This is a genomic window from Nonomuraea thailandensis (genome assembly GCF_024172165.1).
In the GTDB taxonomy this organism is placed as follows: domain Bacteria; phylum Actinomycetota; class Actinomycetes; order Streptosporangiales; family Streptosporangiaceae; genus Nonomuraea; species Nonomuraea thailandensis.
Map to the genome: position 1 here is coordinate 11,654,975 of NZ_JAMZEB010000002.1, position 17,526 is coordinate 11,672,500.

13 protein-coding genes, 2 tRNA genes and 1 pseudogene (1 of these 16 running past the window's edge) are annotated in these 17,526 nt (G+C 70.5%); 11 read left to right on the forward strand and 5 right to left on the reverse strand.

Annotation, left to right across the window (positions count from 1 at the left end; all coding sequences use genetic code 11):
• Positions 1–272: 272 nt before the first annotated feature.
• Positions 273–1,607, reverse strand: coding sequence for an ABC1 kinase family protein (locus HD597_RS58305; RefSeq protein WP_253757416.1), 1,335 nt, complete (start codon positions 1,605–1,607; stop codon positions 273–275).
• Positions 1,608–1,666: 59 nt separating this feature from the next.
• Positions 1,667–3,496, reverse strand: a complete 1,830-nt coding sequence (locus HD597_RS58310; protein WP_253757419.1) for a ThiF family adenylyltransferase — start codon at positions 3,494–3,496, stop codon at positions 1,667–1,669.
• Between the two features lie 196 nt (positions 3,497–3,692).
• On the opposite strand from HD597_RS58310, the gene HD597_RS58315 reads away from it, so the two are divergent.
• The 3 genes from HD597_RS58315 (at position 3,693) to HD597_RS58325 (ending at position 5,636) form a co-directional block, all read left to right on the forward strand.
• Positions 3,693–4,472: an enoyl-CoA hydratase/isomerase family protein gene (locus tag HD597_RS58315; protein WP_253757421.1), complete on the forward strand. Its 780-nt coding sequence runs from the start codon at positions 3,693–3,695 to the stop codon at positions 4,470–4,472.
• A gap of 67 nt (positions 4,473–4,539) precedes the next feature.
• Positions 4,540–5,055 carry a M48 metallopeptidase family protein gene (locus HD597_RS58320; RefSeq protein ID WP_222871990.1) on the forward strand — a complete coding sequence of 172 codons (516 nt, stop codon included), beginning with the start codon at positions 4,540–4,542 and terminating at the stop codon, positions 5,053–5,055.
• Entirely contained in the window at positions 5,052–5,636 is a 585-nt protein-coding gene (locus HD597_RS58325; protein WP_253757423.1) for a glycosyltransferase family protein, read from the forward strand. Before HD597_RS58320 ends, HD597_RS58325 begins: the two co-directional genes overlap by 4 nt.
• Here the strand turns inward: HD597_RS58325 and HD597_RS58330 are convergent.
• From HD597_RS58330 to HD597_RS58340, 3 genes are read right to left on the reverse strand one after another with little or no spacing between them, the layout of a single operon-like run.
• The gene (locus HD597_RS58330; RefSeq protein ID WP_253757425.1) at positions 5,623–6,609 is read right to left on the reverse strand and encodes an endonuclease/exonuclease/phosphatase family protein; all 987 of its coding nucleotides are present in this window, start codon (positions 6,607–6,609) and stop codon (positions 5,623–5,625) included. The two genes, HD597_RS58325 and HD597_RS58330, sit on opposite strands and share 14 nt — an antisense overlap.
• 33 nt (positions 6,610–6,642) lie before the next feature.
• On the reverse strand, positions 6,643–7,206 hold the full coding sequence (locus HD597_RS58335) for an NUDIX hydrolase (protein ID WP_253757427.1): 564 nt from the start codon (positions 7,204–7,206) through the stop codon (positions 6,643–6,645).
• On the reverse strand, positions 7,203–8,462 hold the full coding sequence (locus HD597_RS58340) for a zinc-dependent metalloprotease (protein ID WP_253757429.1): 1,260 nt from the start codon (positions 8,460–8,462) through the stop codon (positions 7,203–7,205). The genes HD597_RS58335 and HD597_RS58340 overlap by 4 nt, the downstream gene beginning before the upstream one ends.
• A gap of 82 nt (positions 8,463–8,544) precedes the next feature.
• On the opposite strand from HD597_RS58340, the gene HD597_RS58345 reads away from it, so the two are divergent.
• The 8 genes and pseudogenes from HD597_RS58345 to HD597_RS58380 form a co-directional block, all read left to right on the forward strand.
• Positions 8,545–9,618: an NAD-dependent epimerase/dehydratase family protein gene (locus HD597_RS58345; RefSeq protein WP_253759932.1), complete on the forward strand. Its 1,074-nt coding sequence runs from the start codon at positions 8,545–8,547 to the stop codon at positions 9,616–9,618.
• An 18-nt stretch (positions 9,619–9,636) separates the two neighbouring features.
• Positions 9,637–10,062, forward strand: a complete 426-nt coding sequence (locus HD597_RS58350) for a molybdenum cofactor biosynthesis protein MoaE (RefSeq protein ID WP_253757431.1) — start codon at positions 9,637–9,639, stop codon at positions 10,060–10,062.
• A 10-nt stretch (positions 10,063–10,072) separates the two neighbouring features.
• Positions 10,073–11,119, forward strand: a complete 1,047-nt coding sequence (locus HD597_RS58355) for a YlbL family protein (protein WP_253757433.1) — start codon at positions 10,073–10,075, stop codon at positions 11,117–11,119.
• 129 nt (positions 11,120–11,248) lie between these two features.
• Positions 11,249–14,227 (forward strand): UPF0182 family membrane protein, encoded by a 2,979-nt coding sequence (locus tag HD597_RS58360; protein WP_253757435.1) that lies wholly within the window; start codon positions 11,249–11,251, stop codon positions 14,225–14,227.
• A gap of 56 nt (positions 14,228–14,283) precedes the next feature.
• Positions 14,284–14,360, forward strand: a tRNA-Met gene (locus tag HD597_RS58365).
• A 109-nt stretch (positions 14,361–14,469) separates the two neighbouring features.
• A tRNA-Met gene (locus HD597_RS58370) sits at positions 14,470–14,546 on the forward strand.
• Between the two features lie 104 nt (positions 14,547–14,650).
• Positions 14,651–14,908 (forward strand): annotated as a pseudogene (locus tag HD597_RS58375) (globin domain-containing protein); the annotation flags it as partial.
• A 220-nt stretch (positions 14,909–15,128) separates the two neighbouring features.
• Positions 15,129–17,526, forward strand: the 5' portion of a protein-coding gene (locus HD597_RS58380) for a DUF4118 domain-containing protein (RefSeq protein ID WP_253757437.1). Its footprint extends 92 nt past the window's final position; the window shows 2,398 of its 2,490 coding nt (coding positions 1–2,398); its start codon is at positions 15,129–15,131; its stop codon lies off the right edge, out of view.

The window sequence follows — 17,526 nt, forward strand, 5'->3', positions numbered from 1 at the left end:
ACGTGGCGGCTCGATCGTCTCTCCCCAACCGCCCATCAGCCGGATACCCGAACGTCGATCCCGCCGTCCTCAGGCAGTGTGCCGCTCAGCGGTCCCGCTGTCCGCCCGGAGGTCCGTGCCGCTCGTTGGCCCGGCCGCCCACAGGCATATGCCGATCCTCCTGCTCAACCGACCGAGCAGGAGGGGCTGAGCCGCTCGCTCAATCGACCGAGCACTGCCCGGTCGCCCGCCAGGCATGCGATCTATCGGCCGGGGGGATGTCGATCGGTGGTTCAGCCGATCGGCAGCGGCTGGTCGTCCGGGTCGTCGGCGAACCCGGGCACCCAGCGGATCACCTCGTCCCGGAAGCGAGCCGTGGTGCCGAGCTGGCAGAGCACGCCGATGCCCGCCGCATGGACGCGGTGGATGAGGACGTACGACGGCGGCAGGTTGAGCTGCCGGACCACGTTGGTGGGGCGGAGGTCGGCGACACTGGCAGCCTGGGCCTGCAGCCACTCCCGGCTGAACGTGAACTCCTCCACCGCCGTCGGCTCCACGTACGGAGCGAGGAAGGCACGCAGCGCGTCGGGGTCGATCTCGAAGTCCTCGCGGATGAACCCCTCCTGGCGCAGGCCCGCCATGACGGTCTCCATGTCGCCCTGGTTGAAGATGCGGGTGAGCTGGCCGAAGGCCTTGGGATAGCCGTCGGGCAGCCGGTTGACCGCGCCGAAGTCGAGCACGCCGAGCTTGCCGTTGGGCAGCATGCGGAAGTTGCCCGGGTGCGGGTCGGCGTGGAGCATGCCGACCCGGGCGGGGGAGCAGAACAGGAAGCGTACGTAGAGCAGGCCGGCGCGGTCGCACTGCTTCTTGGTGCCGTCGGAGATGATCCGCGACAGCGGTGTGCCTTCCATCCACTCGGTGACCAGCACCATCTCGTTGGCGGCCACCACGTCAGGGACGTGGAAGTCGGGGTCCTCGTCGAACTCGAGGGCGAAGGCGTGCTGCGCCTCGGCCTCCCGCAGGTAGTCGAGCTCCTCCGCGATCCGCTCACGCAGCTCACCCAGCAGGGCCTTCATGTCGAGCCCCGGCAGCAGCGCGCCGAACAGCTTGCCCAGCCGGGCGAGCTGGGTGAAGTCGCCGAGCAGGGCCTTGCCCGCCCCCGGATACTGGATCTTGACGGCCACCTCCCTGCCGTCGCTCCACACGGCCTTGTGCACCTGGCCGATCGAGGCCGCCGCCGTCGGCTGGTCGTCGAACGACAGGAAGTGCTCCCGCCAGCCGTCGCCCAGCTGCTCCGCCAGCACCTTGTGCACCGTCGACACGGGCAGCGGCGGGGCGGACTCCTGGAGCTTGGTCAGCGTGGCGCGATAGGGGCCGGCGATCTCCTGCGGCAGCGCCGCCTCGAAGATGGACAGCGCCTGCCCCAGCTTCATGGCGCCGCCCTTGAGCTCGCCGAGCACCTTGAAGACCTGCTCGGCGGTGCGCTGCTGAACCTCCTGCGCCACCATCTCCGCAGACTTGCCCCCGATGCGCTTGCCCAGCCCGAGGGCGGCGCGACCGGCGAAGCTGAGTGGAAGGGCGGCCAGCTTGGCCGATCGCGTGACAGCACGGCGCGGAAGATCGCTCACACTGATGCGCGGAACCTCTGCGAGATACCGCTTCCCCCCTTCGTGGTCCTTTGAGCACGTCAGTCGCGGTCAGGTGCCATGACCATTCTTAGCGAATATGGATTGTTTCGCATACAACGACATTGGGGGTGGGCCTTCCAGGAGCGCCTTCGCCAGCGCCAATCAGGGGTTACGTCCATTGTGCCGTTGGTCACAGCGGACTCCTTGCCGTCGAGAAAGGCCAGTGCATGGCCGGTCACCTGCGCTGCGGCGACGGTCGCGAGGGCGACGTCACAGGCGATCTCGCCCGGCGGATACCCGCCGAGCCGGGCCGTGACGATCGGCCAGTACGGGTCGCGATCGCGCCGCGTCAGGTCGAGACAGTGCAGGCACGCCGTGTCCCCCGGCAGGACCAGCGGACCCACGGTGCCGTGCCCCTCGAAGGCGGACACCAGGAGGTGGGGGATGCGCAGGGAGTCGAGATCGTTGACCAGCAACATGTCGAGCGGGCCGACCGGGGCCAGGATGACGAGGTCGGGCCGGTCCGACTTGTCCCCGAGAAACGACCCACCGGCCACCGCCTTGACGGTCGGCCGGCACCGCTCCTCCACCCCGCCCGGCTCCCTCCTTCCGGGCTGCTCAGTGGACCGGGCGCTGGACGGAGCTCCTCTCCCCGCATGACGCGAAGGGGCGCCGGCACGGCTGCCGGTGCCACTGCCGTCCCATGGAGGAGCAGCGGCGCGAGCGCTCTGCGCGGACGCGGAGCGAGCGCTTCGCGAAGAAGCGGCATCCCTGTCCGGCCGCGCACCCGCGTGGGGTACTGCATCTGCGTCCGGTCGCGCACCCGTGCCCGGTCGCGCACCCGTGCCTGGCCTTGCGCCCCCGTCCGGCCGCGCGTCGGCGTCGGGCCGCGCGTCGGCGTCGGGCCGTGCGCCCGCGTCGGGCCGTGCGCCCGTGCCTGGCCGTGCGGCCGCTTCGGGTCGTGCGCCCGGGCCTGGCCGTCCGTCCCACGCGACGGGCTGGGTGCTGGAGGAGGCTCCTCTGCCCGCGCTGCGCGGAGGAGTGCCGACACCGCCGCCTCCCGCCCCACGTGGGATACCGCCGCGCGGTGGGTCGGTGGTCCGGGCGCCGACGCCGGCACCTCGTGGGGACCGGGGAGGGGTGGCGCTGGTGACGGCCGTTCCTGCGGCTCTGGTGGACGGTCTGCCTGCAGGCCGGTCGGGGCGAGGAGGGTCGGCGGGGCCGGGAAGTACGCCGGCCGCGTCGAGCGCTTCCCTGTACTCGGCCGCGCTGGGCTCGTCGGTCTCCAGCGGCGGCAGCCCGGCCGACGTGAGCCGCCTGGCGACCGCCACCGCACCGGCCTCGCGGGGCATGCCCACCTCCGCCCAGGTGAGCCCACCCGGGGTGATGTCCTGTGGCCGCGTCTCCTCCGGGTCGAGGACGCGGAGGTGGCCCACGCCGGCGGCGGCGAGCAGGGCGACGACCTGGGCTCCGATGCGGCCGGCGCCGTACACCCGCACGCGTGCCCTCCTGCGGCGCTCGAAGAGGGCGATCATGCCGTCGGGGGCGGTGGAGCCGAGGTCGAGGGCGTTGAGGTCGGGTCTGAGGCGGTCTCGCTCCGCCAGGGGGAGGTCGCGGAGGGAGCCGGGGCCGGTGGCGGCGTCGTGGAGCGCGCCCTGGGCGGCGAGCTGGTCGAGCAGGGAGCGGGCGCGGAACTCGTCGAGACCGGCGAGGGCCGCCTCTCGCAGGACGGTCTCCAGGTCGCGGGTGCCGTCGAGGCCCGCGACCCACTCCCGGACGGGCTGGGTCAGGCCGCTCAGCATGACCGCGCGCAGGGGGTGCGCGCCGAGTTGCAGGGTGCGCTCGTCGCGGAGGATGTGCCGCAGGGTGGGCTTCACACGTGGCCTCATGGCGGGAAAGGCTTCCATGCCCGAGCAAGATCCCGAGCGGGTTCGGCGGCGGCTGTGGATAACTTCGGAAATGGGACCCGTCCCTGTGGACGAGAGTAATGATCAATGACCCGGCCATGGGGGAGACGGCGCCATTACGGGACCATTGATCGTCAACTCCGCATCCCGCCAAGGCGCCCACGTTACGCTTCCCCGCATGAACGAGCTCTCAGTTGATCGCAAAGACGACGGAGTCGTACTGATCACCCTCAACCGCCCCGACATGCGTAACGCCATGACCGACACCATGACGGCCGAATGGCGCGAAACCATGACCGCCCTGGCCACCGACCGGGACGCCCGCTGCCTGATCGTCACAGGCGCGGGAAGCGCCTTCTCCTCCGGCGGCGACCTGTCGTGGATCGGCGAGCGCGGCGCCGAGGCCGTGCCCCCGCTGCGCGATCGCATGCTGGCCTTCTACCGCACCTGGTTGCTGATCACGAAGCTCGAGATCCCCACCATCGCGGCCGTCAACGGCCCGGCGGTGGGTGCGGGCCTGTGCGTGGCGCTGGCCTGCGACCTCGTGTACGCCGCCGACGACGCCAAGCTGCTGGCCCCGTTCACGTCCCTGGGTCTGCACCCGGGCATGGCGGCCACGTACCTCCTGCCGAGGAGGGCGCCGGGTCTGGCCCGGGAGATGCTGCTGGCGGGCCGCACTGTGTCCGGGCAGGAAGCGGCAGATAAAGGCCTAGTAAATCAAAGTTTCCCGAAAAATGACCTAATGTCGGAAGTGACCGACATCGCCACGAAGATCGCCCGGAACGCTCCCATTGCCACAAGGCTCACCAAAGTGGCCCTCAACCAAGACCATCAGGACCTGGAAGCCGCTCTGAGGTGGGAATCCTTGGCCCAGCCGGTGACCATGGTCTCCGCCGACATGATCGAGGGCCTGGCCGCGCATCGGGAAAGGCGCATGCCCAAATTCACCGGCTCTTAATCATCTGACCAGCAGAAACAACGTCCACCCTCTGTGGAATTTCGCCAGTCTCGGCTACCGTGCATATGTGCCCCCCGAGACAGTCGAGGTTCGTCGCAGTTCTCGTCGCCGGCGTACGGTGTCCGCATACCGCGACGGCGACAAGACGATCGTGCTCCTGCCCGCCTGGCTGAGCGGCGAAGACGCGGATGAATGGGTGAGCCGGATGCTGGATCGGCTGGCCGCCAAGGAGAGCAGGCGAAGGCCGACCGACGAGGCCCTGCTGGAGCGGGCCAAGGAGCTTTCGGCCAAGTATCTGAACGGCGAGCCGGACCCCGTCAGTGTGCGCTGGGTCGACAACCAGCAGCACCGCTGGGGCTCCTGCACCCCGGAGACCGGCACGATCCGGATCTCCACCAGGCTCAAGGGCCTGCCGGAGTGGGTCATCAACTACGTGATCATCCACGAGCTCGTGCACCTGCTGGTGCCCAGCCACGGGGCCAAGTTCTGGGCGCTGGTAGAACAGTATCCGAAGGCGGAGCGGGCCCGCGGGTTCCTGGAGGGATTCTCCGCCGCGGCCCACACGGCACCGGAGGAGTGTTGACGCGCATCGCCGCGGTCCTGGTACGACAGCACATGGCGCAGGCCGCGCCCCCCGGCGTCGATCCGGGAGACTTCCTGGAGGCGGTCGCCGAGGACACGTACGAGATCGTCGCGGGCCTGGAGCTCGTCACCCCCGTCCTGATCACCAGCGTCCCCGGCCTGGACGACCTCGTCTGGCCCGGCACCGAGGTGATCACCATCGCCGAGGACGAGCCGCTGCGGCACGTCCTCACCCGCCTCCACGCCGATCAGGCCGCCGTCGTCAGCGCCGACGCGCCCGACCTGCCGCCGCTGCTCATCGGCAAGCTGTTCAGGGAGCTGGGCAGGGCCGAGATCACGATCTGCCCCGCGGAGAACGGCGGCGCCGTGGCCATGGCCTGCGCGCTCCCGGCACCCGAATGGGCGGACCCCGACCTCGACGCGTACGACGTGGTCAAGGAGCTGCGCGCCCAGGCGCCGGGCCCGCGCAGGGTCGCCACCACCCCGGGCTGGCACCGACTGCGCACGCCCCAGGACGTCGAACGCCTCGACCCCGGCCTCGAAGGCTGGGACAACACCAGGGCCCTGGTCAGGGCACGGTGAGCTCGGCCAGCACGGCCCGGTGGTCGGTGCCGGGCACGTCGCGCACGCTGACCTCCCGCACCCCGACCCGCTGATCCACCAGCACGTGGTCGATCGTGATGAGCGGCGGCACCCGCTTGTTCGCCGGCCACGTGGGGATCAGCCCGGCCCCCACCTGGTCGGCCGCGTCCTTGTAACCCCGTGACAGCAGCCCGCGCATGGCGGCGTGGTCGAGTGAGGCGTTGAAGTCGCCCGCGATGATCCTGATCCGGTCGGGCGAGGCCGAGGGGAAGGCCGCGAGTGCCGCGTTCCAATCGCTGACCTGCGGCCCCAGCGGCGGGAACGGATGCGCGTCGATGAACTCGATGGGCTCGCCGCCCGGCAGTGAGATCGTCGCCACGGGCATCTGGTGCCCGACGGGCGGGATGGCGTCCCAGATCGCCTCGGCCGGATGCCTGGAGTAGATCCCGCTGCCGCCGGCGCTCCACTCGTCCTGCAGCACGCGGTGCGGCATGATCTCCTTGAGCCCGGCCGCGTCGAGGTCGGCGACCGCGCCCGGGGTCAGCTCCTGCGTGCTCAGCACGTCGGGCTCGAACTCGCGCACCATTCTCATGATCGTCGCGATGTCGGCCCTGCCGAACAGCATGTTGATCGTCATGACCTTGAACGGCCTGCCGGCGGTCGCCTCGGCGGTGCCCAGCGCCCTGGGCAGCACGCTGAAGCCGAGAGCCGTGGCCGACAGCAGCGCGACGGCGGTCGCGGCCCGCCTGCGCCCGAGCGCCGCGATCAGGAGGGGGACGAGCGAGCCCGCCGCGGCGTACGGAGTCGCGGTCATGAGCTGGGTGGGCAGCGACCCGCGCTCCAGCCCGGCCACCCTGGCCACCGCCCAGGCGGCGAACGGGGACACAGCGACCCAGGTCAGGGCCGTTGCGGGAAACTTCCTGCGCTTGCGTACGGGTGTCACGATCGTGCCGCCGACGGCAGAAGTCTCCACGCAGGCCCCCTTTTGGAACGACGCAAATGGACTCTAGCCAAGCAGGCGCGAACCCGAGCCGAGCGCGGCCTGTCCGCGTGCGGCCAATCTCCGCGTCGCCTCGTCGGACAGCTCGGGGATCTCGTCCACGGGGAACCAGCGCAGGTCGAGCGACTCATCGCTCATCACGGCCTCGGCCCCGGCGGGCGCCACGGCGGCGTACTCGACGTCGAGGTGCCAGCTGTGCGGCGGATGGCACCACACGACGTGCTTGTCCACCGCGAGCGGTCCCGGCAGCAGCTCCAGCCCGGAGATCCCCGACTCCTCCCACGCCTCCCGCAGCGCGGCCGCCGCGAGTGACGTGTCGGAGATCTCGCAGTGGCCGCCCATCGGCAGCCACATCTTGGCCTTCGGGTGCAGCGTGAGCAGCACCTTGGAGCCGTCGTGCGACAGCACCGCCGTGGTAGCCGTCAGGTGCCCGGGCACGCACTCGCGCAGCATCGCGTCGTCGTGCGTCCGCAGGTGCTCGAGGAACTCGGCGCGCAGCGCCTCCTCCCCGGGCGTCGGCGCGGTCCAGGCGGACAGCACCTCCACCGCGTCGTGGTGCAGCAGGCTCAACCTTCGTCGCCCTTGCCGTCGTCGGGACCCTTGTCGAGCTGTGAGATGTCCCACGCCGCCTCGCCGCGTACGAACGCGTCGGGGTCGTCGAGGTCCTCGGCCGTCGGCATGAGGTCGGGGTGGCCCCACAGCGCGTCGCGCCCGTCGAGCCCGCGCGCGCTCTCCAGCTCCCGCCACAGGGCGGCGGCCTCGCGCAGCCGCCTGGGCCGCAGCTCCAGCCCCACCAGGGTGCCGAACGTGAGCTCGGCCGGCCCGCCGGTGGCGCGGCGGCGGCGTACGGTCTCGCCGAGGGCGACGGCGGAGGGCAGCTTGCCCTGCGCGGCCTTGTCGACCACGGTGGCGACCCACCCCTCGACCAGGGCGAGCATCGTCTCCAGCCGCGCCAGGGCGGCCTTCTGCCGCTCGGTCTCCTCGGGCTTGAGCAGGTTGCCGCCGCTCAGCGCCTCCTGGATGGCCTGCGGGTTGTTGATGTCGAGCCCGCGGATCTGCTCTTCGAGGGCGGAGGTGTCGACCGTGATGCCCTTGGCGTACTCCTCGACCGCGCCCAGCAGGTGCGAGCGCAGCCACGGGACGTGCTGGAAGAGCCGGTGGTGCGCGGCCTCGCGCAGCGCCAGGTACAGCCTGATCTCGTCGGCCGGGATCTCCAGGCCCTCGCTGAAGTGCGCGATGCCGCCGGGCAGCAGCGCGGCCGTGTCGGAGAGCGGCAGGCCGATGTCGGTCGTGCCGACGACCTCACGGGCCAGCGAGCCGAGCGCCTGCCCGATCTGCTGGCCGACCATCATGCCGCCCATCTGCTTCAGCATGCCCATCAGCGGCCCGGCCATCTGCTGGGCCTCGGGGGGCAGCCCCGAGCCGCCGAGCGCGCCGCCCATGGTGTCGACCATGCGCTCCGCGATCGGCTCGCAAAGCTTTCGCCAAATCGGGATCGTGTTCTCGATCCACTCCGACCGGCTCCAGGCCTGCGGGGTCGACACGCCGCTGGGCAGCGTCGTCGCCTCGTTCAGCCAGAGGTCGGCCAGGCTGAGCGCCTCGACGATCTGTCGGCGCTCGCCTTCCATGACGCTCGGGTCGCCCTCGGCGACCACGGCGTGCCTGGCGATGTTCTTCGCCATGTCCCAGTTGACAGGGCCGGAGCCCTGTGGCGCCGACAACATGTCGGCGAACTGGCGCATCGCCTGAGCCATCTGCTCAGGGTTGCCGAACATGGCGAACGGGTTCTCGTTGGGGTCGTTTTCGCGACCTGGCAGGTCAGTCACCGGTCTACCTCATGCAGGATGGAGGAGGAATCCACATCCGCCACGTTAGTCGTCCGACGGCGGATCAGTGCAAAGTGAGGACCTGGTGCCTACCTCGAAACGCCCGCGTCAACCCGTCGTCGCCGTAACGGGCGCGGCCTCCGGCCTCGGCCGAGAGGTGCTCGCGAAACTCGTGACCTCCGCGGATTTCCGCAGAGTGGTGGCCATCGACGAGGAACGCGGCGACGTCCAGGAAGCCACGTGGAGAGTGATCGACGTACGAGATCCGCTCTTGGCGAACCGGATCTCCGACATCGACGTCCTGGTCCATCTGGCCGGTGACTACGCCGTCGACTCCGACCCCTCCGAACGGCGGGCGTACAACCTGCGCGCCGCTCAGACCGTGCTGACGGCCTGCGCCGCCGCGCGGGTGCGCAGGGTCGTGCTGGTGACGAGCGCGATGGTGTACGGCGCCGCGCCCGACAACGAGGTGCCGCTGCCCGAGGACGCCCCCGTGGCGGCCGAGCCCGACACCGGCGTCGTCGGCGACTTCCTGGAGATCGAGTCCCTGGTGCGCCGGTCGCTGCGCAGCCACCCCGGCCTGGAGGTCACCGTGCTGCGCCCGGCCGCGGTCGTCGGCCCCGGCGTCGACACGGTGATCACCCGCCACTTCGAGTCGCCCAGGCTGCTCACCGTGAAGGGCTGCAGCCCGCACTGGCAGTTCTGCCACATCGACGACCTGGTCTCGGCGCTGGAGCTGGCGGCGCGCGGCCTGGTCGGCGGCGTGGTGGCGGTCGGCTCCGACGGCTGGCTGGGGCAGGACCAGGTGGAGGAGCTGTCCGGCATCCGAAGCCTGGAGCTCCCGGCGGGCCTGACGTTCGGCACCGCGCAGCGCCTGCACCGCCTCGGCATCACCCCGGCCCCCGCGACCGATCTGCACTACGTCGTCTACCCGTGGGTGGTCGACTGCGCGGCGCTGCGGGAGGCCGGCTGGAAGCCGTCGTGGACGAACGAGGCCGCCTTCGAGCAGCTCCTGGAGCTGCGGGAGAACCGTACGACCGTGGTCGGCAGACGCCTGCCCGTCAAGGAGGCCACGCTCACCGCCGCGGGCGCCACCGTGGCCGTGATCGGCACCGCCGCGATCGTCCGTCAAGTCCGTAAGAAGCGCCGCGGATGAACGGTTAGAGTCTTTGTCGTGGACGTCATCCGCTTGCTCGGCATTCGCGACACCTCGCTCTCCGTCGACGAGGTGCTGGCAGCCGTGGCCGATCACGCCGCGGGCGGCACCGCGTTCTTCGTGGGCACCGTCCGTGAGCAGGACCACGGAAAGCCGGTCACCAAGCTCTCCTACTCGGCTCACCCCTCGGCGGAGGCCGAGCTCCGGCAGGTCGCCGAGAAGGTCGCCGCCGACTTCCCGGTGACGGCGATCGCCGCCGTGCACCGGGTGGGCGAGCTGGAGCTGGGCGACACCGCCGTGATCGTCGCGGTGGCCGCGCCGCACAGGGACGAGGCGTTCAGGGCGGCCCGCCGCCTGATCGACGACCTCAAGGCGCAGGTCCCCATCTGGAAGCACCAGGTGTTCGCCGACGGCGAGACCGAGTGGGTCGGCGCCGGCGAATAAGCTCATCGACATGTCACGACGCGCCCTGACCCTGCTGCTCGCGGGATTCCTCGTGCTCGCGCTCGGGGTGATCGGCGCGTTCCGCCCGGTTCCGTACGTCGTGCTGAGCCCGGGCCCGACGGAGAACACGATCGGCGAGGTCGACAAGAAGCCCGTGATCACGATCAAGGGCAGGCAGACCTACCCGACCACCGGCGCGCTGAGCCTGGTCACGGTCGCCTACCAGGGCGGCCCCGCCGCCCAGATCGACCTGCTGACCGCGCTGCGCGGCTGGCTCGACCCGACGGTGGCCGTGGTGCCGCAGGAGACCATCTTCGCCCCCGGCCGCGACGCCGAGGAGGTCGAGGAGGAAAACGTCGTGGAGATGACGAACTCCCAGGACGCCGCGACCGCCGCCGCGCTGACCGAGCTCAAGATCCCCTACACCGTGGGTGTGGGCGTGCTGTCCACGTCGAAGGGCAAGCCCGCCGACGGCAAGGTGCAGAAGGACGACGAGATCACCTCCGTCGACGGCCGGCCGACGAAGGACTCCGAGGCCGTCCAGAAGGCGGTCAAGGCGCACAAGCCGGGCGACAGCGTGGTGCTCGGCATCGTGCGCGGCGAGGAGAAGCTGGACGTCACCCTGCAGGCCGTGGCCGGCCCCGAGGGGCAGACCATCGTCGGCCTGACCATGGGGCCCAAGTTCAACTTCCCGTTCGACGTGGACATCAGCGTGGGCGACGTCGGCGGCCCGAGCGCCGGGCTGATGTTCTCGCTCGGCATCTTCGACAAGCTGACGCCCGGCGAGCTGACCGGCGGCAAGAAGATCGCCGGCACCGGCACCATCCAGCCGACGGGCGAGGTGGGCGCGATCGGCGGCATCGCGCAGAAGATGATCGGGGCCAAGGACGCCGGCGCCACGATCTTCCTGACGCCTCCGGGCAACTGCGCGGAGGCCCTGCAGGCCGCGCCTGACGGCCTGCGGCTGGTCAGGGCCGACACGTTGCACCAGGCGGTGCAGGCGCTCGACGCGCTGCGCACCGGCAAGGGTCAGGTGCCCGCGTGCGAGGCCGGATGAAACTTCTGGCGATCGCCGTGCGTTAGCTGTACGGCTGGCACAGCGGTGTAGGTTGCCAGTCACGGACCGTTTTTTCATTACGACGAGGGGTTGGCCTTGAGCTTCCGGACCCCAGGAGCCGGCAGGGCGATGCGCTTGCCCCGCCGACCGCGACTGCTTCTGCCTGTGGCGATCGCCCTAGTGGCGATCGTGGCGCTGTTTTTCCTTTTCTCGGGCATTTACACCGACTACCTCTGGTACGACTCGACCGGCTTCACGTCGGTGTTCAGCGGCATGGTGCTGACTCAGATCGTGCTGTTCGTGGTCGGTGCGGTGCTCATGGTCGGCATCGCCGGCGGCAACATGCTGCTGGCGTTCAAGACGCGCCCGATGTTCGGGCCCGCGATCTTCGGTGGCGGCAGCGGCGCCGACCGCTATCGCATGGCGCTCGACCCCCATCGAAAGCTGATCTTCATCGTCGGCATGGGGCTGCTCGCCATCTTCTCCGGTTCCTCGTTCGCGGGGCAGTGGAAGACGTGGCTGGAGTTCAGCAACGGCGCATCGTTCGGCAAGACGGACAAGTTGTTCGGGATGGACATCTCGTTCTTCATGTTCGACTACCCGTTCATCCGCATGGTGCTGAACTTCCTGTTCACCGCCGTGATCATCTCGATCGTGCTGGCGGCGATCACGCACTACCTGTACGGCGGCTTCCGCCTGCAGTCGCCCGGCGTGCACGCGTCCAGGGCGGCCCGCGTCCACCTGTCGGTGCTGCTGGGCATCTTCGTGCTGCTCAAGGCCGTCGCCTACTGGGTCGACCGCTTCGGCCTGGTCTTCTCCGACCGCGGCTACGTGCACGGCGCCTCCTACACCGACGTCAACGCGGTGCTGCCGGCCAAGACCATCCTCGCGATCATCGCGCTGATCTGCGCCGCGCTGTTCTTCGCCGGCGTGTTCCGGCCCGGCGGGATGCTGCCCGGCGTCTCCTTCGGCCTGCTCGTGCTCTCGGCCATCCTGATCGGCGGCGTCTACCCGGCGCTGGTCGAGCAGTTCCAGGTCAAGCCCAACCAGCAGGGCAAGGAGGCGGCCTACATCCAGCGCAACATCCAGGCCACCCGCGAGTCGTACAACATCGACAAGACCGAGGTCGAGACCTACAACGCGCAGGCCGATCCGGCCGCGGTGCAGGCCAACGGCGACACCTCCGTCTCGGGCGTGCGCCTGCTCGACCCGGCGCTGCTCGGCTCGACCTACGAGCAGACGCAGCGCATCAGAGGCTTCTACAGCTTCGCAGACCCGCTCGACGTCGACCGTTACCCCGACAGCACGGGCAAGCTGGTGGACCACATCGTCGGCGTGCGCGAGCTGACCGGCCCGCCCACCGAGCAGAACAACTGGATCAACCGCGTACTCAAGTACACCCACGGCTACGGCTTCGTGGCCGCGCCGGGCAACAAGGTCGACTCCGGTGGCCTGCCCGCGTACGACGCCAAGGACATGCCGGTCACCGGTCCGCTGGTCGACAGCACCAAGCTCAAGGAATCGCGCATCTACTTCGGCGAGGACGAGTCGGCGTCCGAGTACGTGATCGCCGGCGGCGACCCCAACAACCCGCAGGAGCTCGACTACCCGGAGACGGGCGGCACGGGCCAGAAGAACAGCACCTACACCGGCAAGGGCGGCGTGCCCGTCGGCTCGTTCTTCAACAGGCTCCTGTACGCGGCCAAGTACAGCGAGGCGAACATCGTCCTGTCGGGCGACGTCAACGACAACTCGAAGATCCTGTACGTCCGCAACCCGCGTGACAGGGTGCAGAAGGTCGCGCCGTTCCTCACGCTCGACGGCAACCCCTACCCGGCGATCGTCGACGGGCGCGTCCAGTGGATCATCGACGGGTACACGACCTCCAACGACTACCCGTACGCGCAGAGCCAGAGCCTCGGCGACATGACGCGCGACACGTCCACCGACCGCCGCGTCATCGCGCAGCAGCCGAGCGACAAGATCAACTACATCCGCAACTCCGTCAAGGCCACGGTCGACGCCTACGACGGCACGGTGCGGCTGTACGCGTGGGACGCCAACGACCCTCTGCTCAAGACCTGGAGCAGCGCGTTCCCCGGCGTCATCAGCCCGGCCTCGCAGATGAGCGCCGAGCTGCGCCAGCACGTGCGCTACCCGGAGGACCTGTTCAAGGTGCAGCGCTTCACCCTGTCGCGCTACCACATCACCGACCCGGGCGCCTTCTACGGCGGCCAGGACGTGTGGAACGTCCCCAACGACCCCACCCAGGGCGACAAGAACATCAAGCAGCCGCCCTACTACCTGACCACCACGATGCCGGGCAGCAACACGCCGGCGTTCTCGCTGACCACGACCTTCGTGCCCAGACAGGGTCCGAACCTGGCGGCGTTCATGGCGGTCAACTCGACGGCCGGGCCCGACTACGGGCGGATGCGGATCCTGCGGATGCCGCCGTCCGCCACGCCCATCCCAGGCCCCGGACAGGCACAGAACGCCTTCCAGAGCCGCTTCGCCGGTGAGCTCAACCTGCTCGGCGTGGGTGCCTCGTCGGTCCGTTACGGCAACCTCCTGACGTTGCCGTACGCGGGCGGGCTGGTCTACATCGAGCCGGTGTACATCCAGGTGACCGCCGGCGGCGGGCAGGAGCCGTACCCGATCCTGCAGCGGGTGCTGGTGTCGTTCGGCAGCAAGATCGGTGTGGCCCGCACGCTGGAGGAAGCCCTCACGGAGGTCTTCGGCGGCGAGCAGCAGCAACAGCAACAACCGAGCGACCAGCAACAGCAGGCTCAGCCCAACACGTCCAACTCGGCACTCAACTCGGCGATCGCCAACGCCAAGAAGGCCTACTCGGACGCGCAGAAGGCGCTGCAGGCCAGCCCGCCCGACTGGGACGCCTACGGCGACGCCCAGAAGCGGCTGGAGGAGGCCCTCCAGGCGCTGGAGGGGGCGAACGCGCAGCCGCAGCAGCAGCCGTCGCCCACGGCCTCGCCGACCGCATCGCCGACCGCATCGCCGACCGCCTCACCGGCGGCCTCGCCCAGTGCTTCGCCGTCGGCATCCCCGACGGCGTCGCCCACGGCGTCGCCGACGGCCGACACCTCCTGACGCATTCGGTTTGCGCCCGCCCCGTGCCGCCCGGTAGCCTACTAAGGCACAAGCGACGCGGGGTGGAGCAGTTCGGTAGCTCGCTGGGCTCATAACCCAGAGGTCGCAGGTTCAAATCCTGCCCCCGCTACCAGGCCGAGGCCCGGGTTTCCGGAAACGGAGATCCGGGCTTTCGCGTGAGTGGGTGGGAATGTGGTTCGCGCACTGTCTGGAAGCCTGTATAGTAAGTACTAACACACCGACGCGGGGTGGAGCAGTTCGGTAGCTCGCTGGGCTCATAACCCAGAGGTCGCAGGTTCAAATCCTGTCCCCGCTACCAACGAAAGTCCCCGGCCACCGGTTCATCCGGTGGCCGGGGACTTTTTCGTTTTCCCCGGAAATGCAACCCTTGTCCGCCCGTGACAAGGGTGATTACATGATTACATGACCGATGAGGCAGTGCCCACCCTCTACGAGTGGGCCGGCGGCACCCAGGCTTTCGAGCGGCTGACCGAGGTGTTCTACCGCAGTGTCGTCAAGGACGACCTGATCGGGCCGCTGTTCGCGCACATGGACCCGGACCACCCGCAGTACGTGGCGATGTGGCTGAGCGAGGTCTTCGGCGGCCCCGACCGCTACACCACCGAGCGCGGCGGCTACTCCCACATGCTCCGCCACCACCTCGGCAAGTCGATCACCGAGCCGCAGCGCCGCAGATGGGTGAACCTGCTCATGGACGCGGCCGACGAGGTCGGGCTGCCCGACGACCCCGAGTTCAGGGCCGCCTTCGCCGGCTACATCGAATGGGGCACCAGGCTGGCCAGGCACAATTCCCAGCCGGGGGCGACCCCGCCGCCCGAGGCTCCGGTGCCGCACTGGGGGTGGGGGGGTCGCTCCGCCGTACCAGCCGTAACCTGGAGGAATGAGAGGGCGGCTGCGCGTCTACCTCGGTGCGGCGCCCGGGGTGGGCAAGACGTACGCCATGCTCGGCGAGGCGCGGCGGGCCCGCGACCGCGGCAAGGACGTGCTCGTTGGCCTCGTCGAGACCCACGGCCGCGCCCGCACCGCCGCCCTCCTCGACGGGCTGGAGGTCGTGCCGAGGCGGACCGCGGCCTACCGCGGCACGACGTTCACCGAGCTCGACCCCGGCGCCGTCATCGAGCGCGCCCCCACGCTCGCCCTGATCGACGAGCTCGCCCACACGAACGTCCCCGGCTCCCGCAACGCCAAGCGCTGGCAGGACGTGGAGGAGATCCTCGACGCCGGGATCGACGTCGTCTCCACGGTCAACATCCAGCACCTGGAGTCGCTGAAGGACGTCGTCGAGCGGATCACCGGCGTGCCGCAGCGCGAGACCGTCCCTGACGAGGTGGTGCGCAGGGCCGACCAGATCGAGCTGGTCGACATGGCGCCCGAGGCGCTGCGCCGCCGGATGGCCCACGGCAACGTCTACCGGCCGGAACAGATGGACGCCGCGCTCGCCAACTACTTCCGCGTAGGCAACCTGACCGCTCTGCGGGAGCTCGCCCTGCTCTGGGTGGCGGACAAGGTGGACGAACAGCTCGGCCGCTACCGCAGCGACCACGCGATCGCCGGCACCTGGGAGGCCCGCGAGCGCGTGGTGGTCGCGCTCACGGGCGGGCCGGAGGGCGACACCCTCGTCCGGCGGGCCGCGCGCATCGCGGCCGGCGGCAAGGGCGCCGACCTGCTCGCCGTGCACATCACCAGTGCGCAGGGGCTGAGCACGAAGGAGGACCCCGCCCATCTGGTACGCCAGCGCGCCCTCGCCGAGGACCTGGGCGGGACCTACCACCAGGTGGTCGGCGACGACGTGCCGCGGGCGCTGCTCGAGTTCGCCCGCGGTGCGAACGCCACCCAGCTCGTGCTCGGCGCTTCCCGAAGGCGGCGACCGCTCACGCGGGGCGTGGGCGCGACGACGGCCGCGCTGGCCGGCTCCATCGACGTGCACATCGTGCCGCACGAGGCGACAGGGACGCCCCGCCACCGGACGAGGCAGGGGGCCGCGCTGCCGCGCAGCCGACGGTTGTCCGGATGGGCGCTGGCGCTCCTCGGGATCCCGCTGCTCACGGTCGCGCTCCAGCCGGTGGGCCTGACGCTGCCCAGCGAGATCCTGATCTTCCTGCTGCTCGTCGTGGCCGTCGCGCTGACGGGCGGCAGGTGGCCGGCGCTGACGGCGGCGGTGCTCGGGTTCGGGCTGCTCAACTGGTTCTTCACGCCGCCGCTGCACACGTTGTCGATCGCCCAGCCGGAGAACGTGCTCGCGCTGGCCATCTTCGTGCTGGTGGCGGCCATGGTCAGCACGGTCGTCGACCTGGCGGCCCGGCGCAGCAGGGAGGCCGCCCGTTCACGGGCCGACGCCGAGGTGCTGTCCACGCTGGCGGGACACGTGCTGCGCGGCGAGTCGGCGCTGCCGTCGTTGCTGGCCCGGCTGCGCGAGACGTTCGGGCTGACGGCGGTCACCCTGCTCGAACGGGGCGAGCCCGACGAGGGCGCCGGATGGCGGGTCGTGGCGACGTCCGGCGGGCTGCCCGCCACGAGCCCCGGCACGGCCGACCACGACGTCGTGATCGACGACCGGCTGGTGCTCGCCGCCCGCGGGCGCCCGCTGGAGGCCGGCGACCGCCGGGTGCTGGAGGCGTTCGCGGCGGAGGCGGCGGTGGCGCTGCGCCAGCAGCGGCTGCGGGAGGCCGCTGACCGGGCCGGGCCGCTGGCCGAGGCCGACAGGATGCGCACGGCGCTGCTCGCCGCGGTCGGGCACGACCTGCGCACGCCGCTCGCCTCCGCCATCGCCGCGGTGGAGAGCCTGCGCAGCACGGACGTCATCTGGTCGGACGACGATCGCGCCGAGCTGCTCGCCACCGCCGACGAGTCGCTGATCAAGCTGAACCGGCTCGTGTCGAACCTGCTCGACATGAGCCGCCTCCAGGCCGGGGTCCTCGGCGTCAAGCTCGAACCGGTGGCGATCGAGGACGTCCTGCCGCACGCGGTGGACGACCTCGGCCCGCTGGGCGAGCGCCTGGCGACCGACATCCCGCCGGGGACGCCCGAGATCATGGCCGACCCCGCGCTGCTGGAGCGGGTGCTCGGCAACCTGGTGGCCAACGCCGTCCGGCACAGCCCCGCGGGCGTGCCCGTCCTCGTGGGCGCGAGCCGGCACGGCGACGACGTCGAGATCCGCGTCATCGACAGGGGCCCCGGCATTCCGCCCGAAGCGCATGAAAGGGTGTTCCTGCCGTTCCAGCGGCTCGGCGACCGCGACAACCACACGGGCGTGGGGCTCGGGCTGGCGCTCTCACGCG

Bases quoted from the DNA above. Each gene is read 5' to 3' on its own strand.
- HD597_RS58310 (WP_253757419.1), bottom strand. From the start codon at position 3,496: ATGAGGCCACGTGTGAAGCCCACCCTGCGGCACATCCTCCGCGACGAG.
- HD597_RS58315 (WP_253757421.1), top strand. From the start codon at position 3,693: ATGAACGAGCTCTCAGTTGATCGCAAAGACGACGGAGTCGTACTGATC.
- HD597_RS58355 (WP_253757433.1), top strand. From the start codon at position 10,073: ATGTCACGACGCGCCCTGACCCTGCTGCTCGCGGGATTCCTCGTGCTC.
- HD597_RS58360 (WP_253757435.1), top strand. From the start codon at position 11,249: ATGCGCTTGCCCCGCCGACCGCGACTGCTTCTGCCTGTGGCGATCGCC.